The 12,811-nt window shown below is 65.9% G+C and carries 13 protein-coding genes and 1 tRNA gene; 8 read left to right on the top strand and 6 right to left on the bottom strand.

Translation table 11 applies throughout. The features are described from left to right. Positions 1–3 precede the first annotated feature (3 nt). From rplQ to mutL, 6 genes are all read right to left on the bottom strand, one after another. Positions 4–426, bottom strand: coding sequence for a 50S ribosomal protein L17 (gene rplQ / locus EV283_RS01170; RefSeq protein WP_055878595.1), 423 nt, complete (start codon positions 424–426; stop codon positions 4–6). 252 nt (positions 427–678) lie between these two features. Continuing rightward, entirely contained in the window at positions 679–1,749 is a 1,071-nt protein-coding gene (locus EV283_RS01175) for a DNA-directed RNA polymerase subunit alpha (RefSeq protein ID WP_130322039.1), read from the bottom strand. Between the two features lie 97 nt (positions 1,750–1,846). Continuing rightward, positions 1,847–2,236 carry a 30S ribosomal protein S11 gene (gene rpsK / locus EV283_RS01180; protein WP_031395237.1) on the bottom strand — a complete coding sequence of 130 codons (390 nt, stop codon included), beginning with the start codon at positions 2,234–2,236 and terminating at the stop codon, positions 1,847–1,849. Between the two features lie 84 nt (positions 2,237–2,320). Beyond that, positions 2,321–2,689: a 30S ribosomal protein S13 gene (gene rpsM, locus EV283_RS01185; RefSeq protein WP_055878599.1), complete on the bottom strand. Its 369-nt coding sequence runs from the start codon at positions 2,687–2,689 to the stop codon at positions 2,321–2,323. 153 nt (positions 2,690–2,842) lie between these two features. After that, a complete protein-coding gene (locus EV283_RS01190; RefSeq protein ID WP_130322041.1) occupies positions 2,843–3,088 on the bottom strand; it encodes a hypothetical protein in 246 nt (81 codons plus the stop codon). Positions 3,089–3,217: 129 nt separating this feature from the next. Then, positions 3,218–5,020, bottom strand: a complete 1,803-nt coding sequence (gene mutL / locus EV283_RS01195; RefSeq protein WP_130322043.1) for a DNA mismatch repair endonuclease MutL — start codon at positions 5,018–5,020, stop codon at positions 3,218–3,220. 152 nt (positions 5,021–5,172) lie between these two features. On the opposite strand from mutL, the gene EV283_RS01200 reads away from it, so the two are divergent. From EV283_RS01200 to EV283_RS01235, 8 genes are all read left to right on the top strand, one after another. Then, positions 5,173–6,216: a rod shape-determining protein gene (locus tag EV283_RS01200; protein ID WP_055878614.1), complete on the top strand. Its 1,044-nt coding sequence runs from the start codon at positions 5,173–5,175 to the stop codon at positions 6,214–6,216. 106 nt (positions 6,217–6,322) lie between these two features. After that, positions 6,323–7,195, top strand: coding sequence for a rod shape-determining protein MreC (mreC, locus tag EV283_RS01205; protein WP_130322045.1), 873 nt, complete (start codon positions 6,323–6,325; stop codon positions 7,193–7,195). Positions 7,196–7,205: 10 nt separating this feature from the next. Beyond that, positions 7,206–7,736: a rod shape-determining protein MreD gene (locus tag EV283_RS01210; protein WP_130322047.1), complete on the top strand. Its 531-nt coding sequence runs from the start codon at positions 7,206–7,208 to the stop codon at positions 7,734–7,736. Beyond that, positions 7,733–9,805, top strand: coding sequence for a penicillin-binding protein 2 (gene mrdA / locus EV283_RS01215; protein ID WP_130322049.1), 2,073 nt, complete (start codon positions 7,733–7,735; stop codon positions 9,803–9,805). The genes EV283_RS01210 and mrdA overlap by 4 nt, the downstream gene beginning before the upstream one ends. 10 nt (positions 9,806–9,815) lie before the next feature. Further along, positions 9,816–10,922 (top strand): rod shape-determining protein RodA, encoded by a 1,107-nt coding sequence (rodA, locus tag EV283_RS01220; protein ID WP_056411114.1) that lies wholly within the window; start codon positions 9,816–9,818, stop codon positions 10,920–10,922. 156 nt (positions 10,923–11,078) lie between these two features. Then, positions 11,079–11,154: transfer RNA gene (locus tag EV283_RS01225), tRNA-Lys, on the top strand. Between the two features lie 336 nt (positions 11,155–11,490). Beyond that, the gene (locus EV283_RS01230; protein WP_130322051.1) at positions 11,491–12,243 is read left to right on the top strand and encodes a 4'-phosphopantetheinyl transferase superfamily protein; all 753 of its coding nucleotides are present in this window, start codon (positions 11,491–11,493) and stop codon (positions 12,241–12,243) included. A 205-nt stretch (positions 12,244–12,448) separates the two neighbouring features. Further along, positions 12,449–12,772 carry a hypothetical protein gene (locus EV283_RS01235; RefSeq protein WP_130322054.1) on the top strand — a complete coding sequence of 108 codons (324 nt, stop codon included), beginning with the start codon at positions 12,449–12,451 and terminating at the stop codon, positions 12,770–12,772. Positions 12,773–12,811: the final 39 nt, after the last annotated feature.

The following is a 12,811-nucleotide window of genomic DNA, read 5'->3' on the forward strand; positions in this document are numbered from 1 at the left end:
GGATTATGCCGCTTCGTTGTAATCCTCGTCCGACATCACCGGACCCGAATCCTGGCCCTTCGCCGAGACGTCGCGATCGACGAACTCGATGACGGCCATCGGCGAGGCGTCCGACATACGGATACCAGCCTTGATGACGCGGGTGTAGCCGCCGTTGCGATCCGCATAACGGGTCGCCAGAACGTCGAACAGCTTGATCAGCTGCGCGTCGTCGAGCAACCGGCCGTGCGCGAGACGACGGTTGGACAGGCCACCCTTCTTCGCAAGCGTGATCAGCTTCTCGATGTAGGGACGCAGTTCCTTCGCCTTGGCGACGGTGGTGGTGATCTGCTCGTGCTTGATGAGCGCGGCGCTCATGTTGCGAAACAGAGCAAGACGGTGGGCCGAGGTCCGCTGAAGCTTACGGCCGCCTACGCGATGGCGCATGTTTAATACCTTTTCGTTCGTTCAGGGGCCGTATGAGGTACCCGGGAGCTGGTCGCCGTTAAGGCCGGCGACCGATGCCTTCGTAAAGACGACAAGGACGGGTTCCGTCAATCACGAAACCCGCGCCTTGCCCGCTTTCTCTCCAGCCGAGTGGCGACCCGGCAAAGCCGTGTCGTCGGATGGGTCGGTCGAAACCGACCCGCCGGCCGGGCTGTCTGGTCTCCGGTGCAGCGTGGCTGCACCGGTGCCAGATCAGCCCATGATTTCCTGCTCGAGCTTCTTGGCCATCTCTTCGATGTTCTCAGGTGGCCAGCCCGGGATTTCCATCCCCAGGCGAAGACCCATCGACGACAGCACTTCCTTGATCTCGTTCAAGGACTTGCGGCCGAAGTTAGGCGTACGCAGCATCTCGGCTTCGGTCTTGCCGACCAGATCGCCGATATAGATGATGTTGTCGTTCTTGAGGCAGTTCGCCGACCGCACCGACAGCTCCAACTCGTCGACCTTCTTGAGAAGATAACGATTGATCTGCTGCGTGTCGCCTGCGGGCTCCGCACCACCGGCAGCGGGTGCTGCCTGGCCGATCGGGGCCGACGAACGCGTCACCGACGAATCGTCGAAGTGGACGAACAGCGCGAGCTGGTCCTGGAGGATGCGACCGGCATAGCCGACTGCGTCTTCCGGGGTGATCGTGCCGTCTGTTTCGATCGTCAGCGTCAGCTTGTCGTAATCCAGGTCCTGACCGACGCGGGTCGGGTCGACCTTGTACGACACCTGCCGTACCGGCGAGTACAGCGCATCGACCGGGATCAGACCGATCGGCGCATCGGCCGGGCGGTTTGCGGTCGCGGGCACGTAACCCTTACCGATGTCGGCGGTCAGCTCCATGTTGAGCGTCGCACCCTCATCGAGGTGGCAGATCACGAGATCCTTGTTCATGATCTCGATGTCGCCCGAGACGGCGATGTCGCCGGCCTTGACTTCACCCGGACCCGTTGCCGACAGCTGGAGGCGCTTGGGCCCCTCGCCCTGCATGCGGATCGCGATCTGCTTCACGTTGAGGACGATGTCGGTCACGTCCTCGCGGACGCCTGCCAGAGACGAGAACTCATGCAGCACGTTCTCGATCTTGATCGAGGTGACGGCCGCGCCCTGCAGCGACGAGAGCAACACGCGACGCAGCGCGTTGCCGAGCGTCAGGCCGAAGCCACGCTCGAGCGGCTCGGCGACGAAGGTCGCCTTGCGCTTGGTGTCGCCACCGGCCTTCTTCTCCAGGCCGCTGGGCTTCTTGAGTTCCTGCCAGTTCTTTGCGTTGACAGACACTTGCTTCCCCTAATTTGGGGGCCGGCGAACGGGTGTGTCCGCCGACCATGAAAATACACCCGTGCGGCGCGATCAACCGCGCACGGGAGGCGGAGAATCAGACGCGGCGACGCTTCGAAGGACGAACGCCGTTGTGCGGGATCGAGGTCACATCGCGGATCGACGTGATCTGGAAACCGACAGCCTGCAGCGCGCGCAGTGCCGATTCGCGACCCGAACCGGGGCCCTTGACCTCGACTTCGATCGTGCGGACGCCGTGCTCGGCGGCCTTCTTGCCGGCGTCTTCCGCTGCGACCTGCGCCGCGTACGGAGTCGACTTGCGCGAGCCCTTGAAGCCCATTGCGCCGGCCGACGACCACGAGATCGCGTTGCCCTGGGCATCGGTGATCGTGATCATGGTGTTGTTGAAGCTGGCATTCACGTGAGCGACGCCAGAGGTGATGTTCTTGCGCTCGCGCCGCTTAATGCGCTGAGGTTCGCGTGCCATGGTGTATTTCCTGACCTGTATCTGCGTGACGCCGGGCGGCCCGTTGGGACCAGCGCCGGCGGAGTAATCCATTAAAAAAGTGGATTACTTCTTCTTGCCGGCGATCGGCTTGGCCTTGCCTTTGCGAGTGCGCGCATTGGTATGCGTACGCTGGCCGCGGACCGGGAGGCCCTTGCGATGACGCAGGCCGCGATAGCAGGCGAGATCCATCAGGCGCTTGATGTTCATCGAGGTCTGGCGGCGCAGATCACCCTCGACGGTGTGATCGGCGTCGATCGTCTCGCGGATGTGCAGGACTTCCTGGTCGGTCAGGTCCTGGACTCGCGCCGTATCGGCGATGCCGAGCTTCGTGATGATTTCCTTGGCCTTGGTCGAACCGATGCCGTGGATATAGGTCAGCGCGATCACCACGCGCTTGTTGGTCGGGATATTAACACCCGCGATACGTGCCATGAACTTGGTTCTCCTGCTCCACGAGCTTCGGCATGGCTGCACGAAGCCCATCTCTTAGCGATGATCCGAACGCACGATAGCGACGAACGCAAACAAGCGCCGCCGGAACCGTCGTGTCGGGGAGGGTTCGAATAAGCGCGCGCCAACGCGCTGTCAAGCGAGCGGTTCCGCTCCGTGGGCGGACGTACGACGCATCTTGAGCCAGCGGCGGAACGAGACGATCGTCCAGATCATCTCGACCACCCCGAACGGCCAGGCGCCCTGGAGGAACCCGTAGATAGACCCCAGCACGCACCCGAACGCGAAGCCGAGCGTCCACCAGTGCGAACCGGCTTCCTTGGCATAGCATAGCAAGGTGAACGAGACCGCGGCTAGACCGAATAACGAGAGAGCATCCATATCCGACCCATGCCCCGAACCGGCGGCAAACGCCATGTCGGGCGCGCAACGCTATAGGACCGGCGATCCGTCAGCGACCGGCCACGCCTCACGCCACCCGACCGTCGACGCCACACGTCGTCTTTCTCCTCACTTCCGCCCGAACAGCTTCTCGATATCGCCATGCGCGAGCTTTACCCAGGTCGGGCGCCCGTGGTTGCATTGGCCGGAGTGCGGCGTGATCTCCATCTCGCGGAGCAGCGCGTTCATTTCGGTAACCGACAGGATGCGACCGGCGCGGACCGAGCCGTGGCAGGCCATCGTCCCTGCCACCGCGTCGAGGCGCTCCTTCAACGACAAGGCCTCGTCAAAGGCGGCGAGTTCGTCGGCGAGGTCGGTGACGAGCCCCTTGGGATCGCTTTGGCCGAGCAAGGCGGGGGTGGCGCGCACCAGCATCGCGTGCGGGCCGAAGCGTTCGAGGTCGAGGCCGAAGTCCGACAGTTCCTCGGCGCGCGCTTCGAGACGGTCGCAGGCGGATTCGTCCAGTTCGACGACTTCGGGGATCAGCAGCGCCTGGCTCGCGATCGTGCCCCCGATCAACGCCGCGCGCATGCGCTCGAGGACGAGGCGTTCGTGCGCAGCGTGCTGGTCGATCAGGACGAGGCCGTCTTCGGCCTCGGCAACAATATAGGTCTTGGCGACCTGGCCGCGGGCGACGCCCATCGGGAAGGATGCGGTTTGTGGCGGGGGTGTCCAGGCGGGCTCGGCACGCGCTTGCGGGGGGGCTGCGAAGAAGGTCGGGCGCGAATCGTTGACCGCGCCGTAGTGGCGGTTTTCGAGGGGCAGCCTTTGGGGCGTGCCCTCACCTTCCCATCCGCTTTGCGGACGGGCCCCTTCCTCTCCCCCGGGGGGAGAGGAGTTTTCTTGTTGCCACATCGAGAGGGCGGACTCGGAGGCGCGCTGGCTGCGATGGCCGGCGGCGTCCAGCGCGCGGCGAAGGCCCGAGACGATCAGGCCGCGCACCATGGCGGGGTCGCGGAAGCGGACTTCGGTCTTGGCGGGGTGGACGTTGACGTCGACCTGGTCGGTCGGGATGTCGAGGAACAGCGCCACCACCGCATGGCGATCGCGCGGGAGCATCTCGGCATAGGCGCCGCGGATCGCGCCCATCAGCAGGCGGTCCTTCACGGGCCGGCCGTTGACGAAGAGATATTGGTGGTCGGCGATGCCGCGGTTGTAGGTCGGCAGACTCGCGACGCCGCCCAGCACCACGCCCTCGCGCTCCAAATCGATCGCGACCGCATTGTCGACAAGCGCGCGGTCGGTGAGCGTGGCCACCCTGCCCGGCCGATCCTCGACCTGCACCGCCGACAGCGCGCGGCGGCCGTCATGCTCCAGCGTGAAGCCGATATCGGGCCTGGCCATCGCGAGCCGGCGGACGACGTCGAGGCAGGCGGCATATTCGGCGCGCGGCGAGCGGAGGAATTTCCGCCGCGCGGGCACGCGCGCGAACAGGTCCTCGACCACGACGCGCGTGCCGGGCGGCAGCGCGGCGGGGCCTTCGCGCGTGACCTGGCCATTGTCGACGGTCCGCGCCCAGCCCTCGGCGCCGCGGATCCGGCTTTCGATCGTTAGCCTTGCGACGCTCGCAATCGAGGGCAACGCCTCGCCGCGAAAACCGAGCGTTACGACCGATTCGATATATTCGTCGGGCAGCTTGGAGGTGGCATGCCGCTCGAGCGCCAGCGCCATGTCGGCCGGCGTCATCCCGCAGCCATCGTCGGCGACTTCGATCCGCGACGTCCCCCCTTCGACGAGGAGAATCGCGATCCGCCCCGCGCCTGCATCGATCGCGTTTTCGACCAACTCCTTCAACGCGCTGGCGGGTCTTTCCACCACTTCACCGGCGGCGATGCGATTGACCAGATGCTCGGGGAGGCGCCGTATTGACATGGGTTTCCGTCTAGACCAAGCGACGGCATCCCGCGACCCGCAAACGCCCGCTTATTTAGGCACCCGGTGCTCGAAACCACCGGCGGGTCCCGCGAGATGATGTGTGCGAAATGCCGCCCGTCCGGCGGCCAGGATTACGGGACCCTGATTGAATGGCCTTCTACTCGCGTTTCTTCAAGTTCATGTCGCACGACATGGCGATCGACCTCGGCACCGCGAACACCGTCGTCTACGTCCGTGGCCGCGGCATCGTCCTGAACGAGCCGTCGGTGGTCGCCGTCGAGACGATCAACGGGATCAAGCGCGTCAAGGCGGTCGGTGACGATGCCAAGATGATGATGGGCAAGACGCCGGGCAACATCGAGGCGATCCGGCCTTTGCGCGACGGCGTGATCGCGGACATCGACGTCGCCGAGCAGATGATCAAATATTTCATCCAGAAGGTGCACGGGCCGCGCAAGTTCGCGCGCTGGCCCGAGATCGTGATCTGCGTGCCGTCGGGCTCCACCAAGGTCGAGCGCCGCGCGATCCGCGATGCCGCGTCGAACGCGGGCGCATCGCAGGTCTGGCTGATCGAGGAGCCGATGGCGGCGGCGATCGGCGCGGACATGCCCGTTACCGAGCCGATCGGCTCGATGGTCGTCGATATCGGCGGCGGCACGACCGAAGTCGCGGTGCTCTCGCTGCGCGGCCTCGCCTACACGACGTCGGTGCGCGTCGGCGGTGACAAGATGGACGAGGCGATCGTCTCCTATGTCCGCCGCAACCATAACCTGCTGATCGGCGAAGCGACCGCGGAGCGGATCAAGAAGGAGGTCGGCATCGCCAAGCCACCGGTCGACGGCATCGGCATGATCATCCAGATCAAGGGCCGTGATCTCGTCAACGGCGTGCCGAAAGAGATCCAGATCAACCAGGGCCAGATTGCCGAGGCGCTCAGCGAGCCCGTCGCGACGATCGTCGAGGGCGTCCGCGTCGCGCTCGAGAACACCGCGCCCGAGCTCGCTGCGGACATCGTCGACCAGGGTATCGTGCTCACCGGCGGCGGCGCGCTGCTGCAGGGGCTCGACGAGGTGCTGCGCGACGAAACCGGCCTGCCCGTGACGGTCGCCGAGGACCCGCTGACCTGCGTCGCGCTCGGCACCGGTCGCGCGCTCGAGGATCCGTTGTTCCGCGGCGTACTGATGAGCGGCTAAGAGGTTGGTTTTGCTTTAAGACACGCGGACACGAAATCGCGCCGTCCGAGTCGCGGGGGGAAATCCTTTCGCGCTTCGGCGGCGCCCGAGACAGGGGGACAGGCGCATGGCGCCAGCCCGCGACCGGCGCACGGGGTTTTCCCGGCGCCGGCAATATGGTGTGTTCATGGGCTATGTGCTCGCCGTCGCTGGTGCGGTGGTGGGCCTGGTGCTGCTTGTCGCGTCGACCTTCAATCCGCCCGCCTTCTCCGCGCTGCGGATGGGGGTCGCAGGCGTGACGGCGCCGGTGTCGACGGGGCTTGCGACGGTCGGCTCGGGCATCGCCGGCATCCCCGAGGCGATCGGCCAGTATTTCTTCGTGAAGCAGGAGAATGTCGCGCTGCGGGCGGACCGCGACCGGACTCGCGCGCTGCTGATACGCGCGCGGACGATCGCCTATGACAATCGCCGGCTGCGCAGCCTGCTCGCGATCCGCGACCGCGCGGCGGAACCCGTCGTGACCGCGCGGCTGGTCAGCTCGAGTGCGTCGAGCGGTCGGCGTTACGCGTTGCTCAACGCGGGCCGGTGGAGCGGCGTGAAGCCCGGCATGCCCGTGCGCGGCCCCGACGGGTTGATCGGTCGCGTCGTCGAGACCGGCCCCAACGCCGCGCGCGTGCTGCTGCTCAGCGACGGCGACAGCATCGTCCCTGTCCGCCGCACGCGCGACGGCCTGCCAGCGATCGCTGCCGGGCGCGGCGACGGGATGGTCGACATCCGCTCGGTCAACGCGACCAACGTGCGCTTCAACGCGGGCGACCTGTTCGTGACGACCGGCACCGGCGGCATCTACGGTCCCGGCGTACCCGTCGCCCGCGTCGCCAAGGCGGGCTCGGATTCGGTGATGGCACGGACCTTCGCCGATCCCGACACGCTCGATTTCGCGCTGGTCGAGAACGTGTTCATGCCCGTCCCCCCGCCCCGCCCGATCGCACAACAGTGAGCGCCGAGCGATGAGCCGCCCCCGCGTCGTCGACAGCGTCGATTACAAGCCGTTCGAGACCAAGCTGCCGGCCAGCCGCGCACGCGTCATCCCCTGGGCGACGGTGATGGCGGGATCGCTGATCACGATCATCCCGGTGGTCGCGACGATCCCGCTGCTTCCCCCGTTCGGGTTCGTCATGCTGCTGGCTTGGCGGCTGCTCGCACGGTTCGCGTTCCGTCCTTGGGCGGCGGCACCGCTCGGCTTTTTCGACGATCTCGTCAGCGGCCAACCGCTCGGCAGCGCGGTGCTGATGTGGTCGCTCGCGTTCGTCGCGATCGACATGCTCGAACAGCGCCTCGCCTTTCGGGACCATTGGCAGGACTGGCTGATCGCGAGCGGGCTGATCGCGCTGTGCATCATCGTCGGCCGGTTCATCGCGGTCCCGGTCGGCGCGCATGTCGACACGATCCTGATCGCGCAGATCGCCGTCACCATCCTCACCTTCCCGCTGGCCGCGCGCATCGTCGCGGCGATCCAGAACAAGCGCGGTGCCGAATGAGGAGCACGCCGCGGATCGTCACCGAGATGTCGCAGGCATACAGCTTTTCGCGGCGCGCCTGGATGCTGGGCGCGGCGCAGGGCGGCGTCGGGCTGCTTCTTGCAGGGCGGATGGCGTGGCTCTCGATCGCGCAGAACGAGCGCTACACGATGCTGTCCGAGAGCAACCGCGTGAACATGACGCTGCTGCCCCCGCGGCGCGGCTGGATCGTCGACCGCCACGGCGTGCCGATCGCCAACAACCGCACCGATTTCCGCGTCGACATCATCCCCGATCGCCTGCGCGACAAGGAGCGCGTGCTGCCTTTGCTCGGCCGCATCCTCCAGCTGCCGCCCGAGGAGGTCGAACGGATCGCGATCGATCTCGACCACGCCGCTGGGTTCCAGCCCGTCCAGGTCGCCGAAAATCTCGACTGGGAGCGGTTCGCCGCGGTCAGCGTCCGCCTGCCCGAACTCCCCGGCGTCGCGCCGACCCGCGGCTTCGCACGCAGCTATCCCGCGGGCGCCGCGGTCGCGCATCTGACCGGTTATGTCGGCGTGCCCAATGCCGAGCAGTATAAGAAGACGCGCGACCCGCTGCTCGTCACGCCCGGCTTCAAGCTCGGCAAGGACGGGCTCGAGAAGATGCTCGAGACCGAGCTGCGCGGTGTCGCCGGCGCCAAGCGGGTCGAGGTCACCGCGCGCGGCAAGCTGGTCGCCGAACTCGCGACCAAGCCCGACGTGCCGGGCAAGACCGCGCGGCTGACGATCGACGTAGGGCTTCAGGAATATGCCGCACGGCGTCTCGGCACCAACTCCGGGTCGGTCGTGGTCATCGATTGCCGCACCGGCGAGATGCTCGCGATGGTGTCGATGCCAGCCTATGATCCGAACAGCTTTTCGGACGGGATCAGCCATCTCGAATGGCAGATGCTTAGCGACGACGATCACGTGCCGCTGATGAACAAGGTGACGCAGGGGCTCTATCCGCCCGGCTCGACCGTCAAGCCGATGAACGGCCTCGCGCTGATGAACGCGGGCGTCGATCCTTCGGCGCGCGTCAATTGTTCGGGCGCGATGCGGCTCGGGACCAGCGTGTTCCATTGCCACAAGAAAAGCGGCCACGGCCCGCTCGATCTCAAGAACGCGATCATGCAGAGCTGCGACATCTATTTCTACGAGATGGCGCGGCGGGTCGGCTACAACGCGATCGCGCCCGTCGCGCGGACGCTGGGGCTCGGCCAGAAGTTCGACCTGCCCTTCTCGACGCAGCGTTACGGCACCGTCCCCGATCCGGCGTGGAAGCTGAAGAAGTACAAGCACGACTGGACCGTTGCGGATTCACTCAACGCTTCGATCGGCCAGGGCTATGTGCTCGCCAATCCGTTGCAGCTCGCGGTGATGGCGGCGCGGCTGGCCTCGGGGCGCGCGTTGCAGCCGAGCATCCTTGCCGACCATGTCCACCGCGACTCCCCTGCCCTCGCGATCGATTCCGAGCATCTCGCGCGCGTCCGCGATGCGATGTTCGGGGTGATCAACCAGGGCGGCACCGGTGGTGCGGCGAAACTGCTCATCCCCGGCGTCGCGATCGCGGGCAAGACCGGCACCGCGCAGGTCCGCCGCATCACGATGGCCGAACGACGCTCGGGCGTGCTCAAGAACGGGCAGCTGCCGTTCAAGATGCGCGACCACGCGCTGTTTATCGGTTTCGCCCCCGCCGACAATCCCCGCTATGCGCTGGCGGTGGTGCTCGAGCATAACGGCCATACCGTGCGCAATCTCGACACGCCGATGATCGGCCGCGACATCATGACGTATATGCTCGACCGCGAGCGTGCGCTGAAATCGCTCGCCGACGTCGAACCGACCTGGGGCGGCGATATCCGCACGCGCATGGCCGCGACCGCCGAGACCTATCGCAAGGCGCAGTCCGCGCCGCCCGCGGCGATCGCCACCAAGACCGACGCGATCGTGCCGAGCGACGCGCCCGCGGTCGCGAACGCGACCGACCTGGCCAACGCGACGCAGGAAGCGCTCACCGCCCCCGGCGCGAGCGTGGCCGAAGACGATTCGAGGGACCGCCAGCCATGACCAGCCGCCGATGAACCGGATCGTCCCTGAACCGCTCGCAAAGCTGCCTTGGCTCGTCATCCTGCTGGTCGTCGCGATCGGCTGTTTCGGGCAGGTCGTGCTCTATTCCGCCGCGGGCGGCTCGCTGCGGCCCTGGGCGCTGTCGCAGGGGATCCGCTTCTTCGTGTTGCTCGCCGGCGCGATCGGCCTTTCCTACATCCCCGAGCGCAGCTGGAAGGCGGTGGCGCTGCCTGCCTATGCGCTGATCGTGCTGTCGCTGATCGCGGTCGAGATCCTCGGCAAGGTTTCGGGCGGTTCGCAGCGCTGGCTCGATCTCGGGTTCATCCGCTTGCAGCCCTCCGAATTCATGAAGCCCGCGATCGTGCTGGCCGCTGCGAAATTCTACGACATGCTCCCGCCCGGCGAGACGCGGCGGTTCGGCGGCGTCTGGCCCGCGGCGCTGCTGATCGGCGTCCCCGCGGCGATCGTGATGAAGCAGCCCGATCTGGGCACCGCGCTGATGATCTGTTCGGGCGGCGCGACCGTCATGTTCCTCGCCGGCATCCCGCTGCGCCTGTTCGTCGGCGGCGCGATCACCGCGGCCATCGCGATCCCGCTGTCGATCAACTTCCTGCTCCACGACTATCAGCGCAACCGCATCCTGATCTTCCTCGATCCCGAGAGCGATCCGCTCGGCACCGGCTATCACATCAGCCAGTCGAAGATCGCGATCGGGTCTGGCGGGATCTGGGGCAAGGGCTTCCTCCAGGGTACGCAGAGCCATCTCGACTACCTCCCCGAGGGCCATACCGATTTCGTCTTTGCGACGATGGCGGAGGAATGGGGGCTGGTCGGCGGCTGCCTGCTCATCCTCGCCTTCCTGCTGGTGATCCGCTGGGGCATCGAGGTCGGCCAGCGCGCGCAGACCCGCTTCGGCCGGCTGACCGCGGCGGGGCTGTCGACGACGATCTTCTTCTATGTCGCGATCAACCTGATGATGGTGATGGGCCTCGCCCCCGTCGTGGGCATCCCGCTGCCGCTGGTCAGTTTCGGCAGCTCGGCGCAGATGACGGTGCTGCTGTGCCTGGGCATCCTGATGTCGATCGATCGGCAGAATCGTAAAACGGTCGGCTGGTGACGCGAAAATCGGCTTAATCTGCAAAAATATGCCGAGTTTGACGAAAACGGACTCGGATCGACGAAAAAGGGGTTGCGGCCCCCGATGAGTCTGCTAACAGCGCGCCTCCAGCAGCGGGGCGCCACACCAGGGCGCCACTAAAAACCGCCCCGGAATGGACGCATAGCTCAGTTGGTAGAGCAGCTGACTCTTAATCAGCGGGTCCTTGGTTCGAGCCCAAGTGCGTCCACCATTCTCCTTAAACGATGAATTACCGAGCGGTTGCTACGTGCAGCCCCCCGTCCAGCGTAGGGCGCGCGCGCCCAAGTGCGAACGGCTACCCGAAAGCCGTTACCTCAATTCTCACGAAACAGTCGGTGGGTCGATCGGACAGTCGGGCCGTACTCGCACTCGCCGCCATGGTTCGCGTCGATCGTGACCCGGGGTAGCGGCACGGTGTAGGCACCGCATGAATCAGGACCGATACCGTGCCGGCAGGCTAGACTCTGCGATGCAGCCGCCTGTAGCTTGGCGGCATCATCGGCAGGACGTCCTATCGCGGGGCGGGGACTGAGAGGGGCGACGGCGTATGCTTCGATCCGCAACGCCGTTCCGGCCACCCGCCCCTGGCGCCGCAATCCTCGCCGATGCGGCGGGACAAGCACTCTCCGCCATCGACGTCTGGACGATATCGCTCGACGCAGGCAGTGCAGATCTCGTTGCGGCAGCGGCCGTGCTTGACGCAGCGGAGCGTGCGCGCGCCGCGCGGTTCGTCTTCGAGCGCGACCGCACCGCGTTCACGATCGCGCGCGCGGCGCTGCGCCATATCCTCGCAGGATATGTCGGCCTCCCCGCGGATCGGGTGCCGCTCTGCACCGGCACATTCGGCAAACCCCAGCTGGGTGCGCCCTGCCACCTAACCGGCGTTCAGTTCAACGTGGCGCATTCGGGGCAGCATGCGCTCGTCGCGGTTACCCGGCAGCGCGCCGTAGGCATCGATATCGAGCATGTCCGTCCGATGCACGATCTCGACGGGGTCGCGGCGATCGTTCTCAGTCCGGCCGAACACCGCGTCTTCACGGATTGCACGCCGGACGATCGGCTCGCGTTCTTCCTGGGCGCATGGACTCGCAAGGAGGCCTATCTCAAGGCACTGGGCGAAGGCCTCGCCCGCTCCCCGACATTGTTGGAATGCAGCGCATTGCTTGGCGGCGCCGAGACGATACGTGACCCGGATGACGATTCAGCAGCACGGCGCTGGTCGGTAATGACGTGGCGCGAGGCAGACTACAGGGCTGCATTGGTCGCAGAAGGCCCGCTCGGCACCGTCACTTTCAAGTGAGTATGATTTTGCGTGGCAGACGTAGCACTTGATCCCTATTCACAAGTACTTCCCACGTTGGTTCATCCATATCTGCGGCGTTTCGATCTATTTTGACTGCGACTCATGCTGCCATCTTCGAAGCGCGATGATACGAAGTCATTAGTAGCCGCTACGGTTGCTGGAATCGTTATATGTCGCGTTTATCCTATTGAAAGGACAGCAAATGGCTAGCACGCAAACAATGGACGGTAACACAGCCCTGGCGCGGACTGCTCTGGTTGCCGGGGAAGTCCTGATTCCGGGCACCAGCAACATCATCGCTGGGAATATCGGCGCGGGTCTCGGAACCTTGGTCGGCACCGGTGTCGCGATCGCGGTTCTCGCACCGCTTTCCCCCCTTCTCGCCGGCCTCGCCGCCATCGGCCTGCGGATCAACTCGTACAAGCTGGCGACCACCGGTACGAGCATGATGACGAGCGTCCGGGACATCATGCCGTCTTTCGACGCGCCCAAGAACCCCGGCACCGCGCCCAAGACGGCGAACTAATGCCCCCCCTGCCCCTGGCCGGTAGCATCGACCGCGCTG

Source organism: Sphingomonas sp. BK036 (assembly GCF_004216825.1).
Taxonomy (GTDB): domain Bacteria; phylum Pseudomonadota; class Alphaproteobacteria; order Sphingomonadales; family Sphingomonadaceae; genus Sphingomonas.

Bases quoted from the DNA above. Each gene is read 5' to 3' on its own strand.
- rplQ (WP_055878595.1), bottom strand. From the start codon at position 426: ATGCGCCATCGCGTAGGCGGCCGTAAGCTTCAGCGGACCTCGGCCCAC.
- rpsK (WP_031395237.1), bottom strand. From the start codon at position 2,236: ATGGCACGCGAACCTCAGCGCATTAAGCGGCGCGAGCGCAAGAACATC.
- rpsM (WP_055878599.1), bottom strand. From the start codon at position 2,689: ATGGCACGTATCGCGGGTGTTAATATCCCGACCAACAAGCGCGTGGTG.
- EV283_RS01190 (WP_130322041.1), bottom strand. From the start codon at position 3,088: ATGGATGCTCTCTCGTTATTCGGTCTAGCCGCGGTCTCGTTCACCTTG.
- mutL (WP_130322043.1), bottom strand. From the start codon at position 5,020: ATGTCAATACGGCGCCTCCCCGAGCATCTGGTCAATCGCATCGCCGCC.
- EV283_RS01200 (WP_055878614.1), top strand. From the start codon at position 5,173: ATGGCCTTCTACTCGCGTTTCTTCAAGTTCATGTCGCACGACATGGCG.
- mreC (WP_130322045.1), top strand. From the start codon at position 6,323: ATGGCGCCAGCCCGCGACCGGCGCACGGGGTTTTCCCGGCGCCGGCAA.
- EV283_RS01210 (WP_130322047.1), top strand. From the start codon at position 7,206: ATGAGCCGCCCCCGCGTCGTCGACAGCGTCGATTACAAGCCGTTCGAG.
- mrdA (WP_130322049.1), top strand. From the start codon at position 7,733: ATGAGGAGCACGCCGCGGATCGTCACCGAGATGTCGCAGGCATACAGC.
- rodA (WP_056411114.1), top strand. From the start codon at position 9,816: ATGAACCGGATCGTCCCTGAACCGCTCGCAAAGCTGCCTTGGCTCGTC.
- EV283_RS01230 (WP_130322051.1), top strand. From the start codon at position 11,491: ATGCTTCGATCCGCAACGCCGTTCCGGCCACCCGCCCCTGGCGCCGCA.
- EV283_RS01235 (WP_130322054.1), top strand. From the start codon at position 12,449: ATGGCTAGCACGCAAACAATGGACGGTAACACAGCCCTGGCGCGGACT.